Here is a 922-nt window from a genome sequence, read left to right as displayed (position 1 = left end):
GGGCGAACATACGGCAGAAGCTCAACAGCCCCTTAATGCCGGCTTATCACGCGCCCTCCGTGAAACGGCCCGCAGGCTGGGCACCAGCCCCGCGGCGTTGTTCCATGCGGGTTGGGCACTGGTCGTTGCCCGAACCAGCGGGCGTGACGATATTGTATTCGGCACCACCTTATCAGGCCGTATGTCGGGCATGGCGGGCAGTGCGGGCGCGTTGGGGATGTTTATCAATACTTTGCCGGTCAGGCTGAAACTTAAAGGGATCAGCGTTGAGGAACTCGTCAAGGCAGTCACTGACACATGCGCTAATTTACTGCGTTATGAACAGACCCCCTTGTCCCTGGTGCAGCGCTATAGCGGGCTCGGCAATATGCCGTTGTTCAGTGCCTTGCTCAACTGCCGGCATGTGAGTGACAAGGACAGCAGCACGCTTAACCTGTCGCAGTTTGGTATAACCAGTCTGGCTGGCCGGGAACGCACCAATTATCCCGTGGGGATCTCGATTGATGATGATGGTAAGGATTTTATGTTATCCGCTCAAACTGTCAGCACTGTCGATCCGAAAAGGATCAATGCCTATTTGGTCAGGGCACTGGAACAACTGGTCGCGATATTGGCGGATGCACCGCATTCGCCGGCCCTGGCGGTGGATGTGTTGCCCGCCGCTGAACGTCAGCAATTACTGGCGGACTTCAATGCCACTGAGCGTGACTTCCCGCAAGCGGCCCTGATCCATGAGTTGTTTGAGCAACAGGCCGCACGCACCCCGGATGCCACCGCCGTGCTATTTGAAGGGCAGTCACTCAGCTATGGTGAACTGAACCGCTGCGCCAACCAGCTGGCGCATCATTTAATTGCACTGGGCGTACAGCTTGATGACCGGGTCGCTATCTGTGTTGAACGCAGTCCGGCGATGGTGGTGGGA

Annotated in this window: 1 protein-coding gene; it reads left to right on the top strand. The window is 57.2% G+C overall.

Translation table 11 applies throughout. From position 1 onward, the window contains the following. Window positions 1-922, top strand: a 922-nt coding sequence (locus tag C5470_RS21995; protein ID WP_166291910.1) for a condensation domain-containing protein, incomplete at both ends; no start/stop codon positions are given.

Source organism: Photorhabdus stackebrandtii, from assembly GCF_011189495.1.
In the GTDB taxonomy this organism is placed as follows: domain Bacteria; phylum Pseudomonadota; class Gammaproteobacteria; order Enterobacterales; family Enterobacteriaceae; genus Photorhabdus; species Photorhabdus khanii.
The sequence above is the reverse complement of the archived record's forward strand: the minus strand, read 5'-3'. Positions and strand labels throughout refer to the sequence as shown.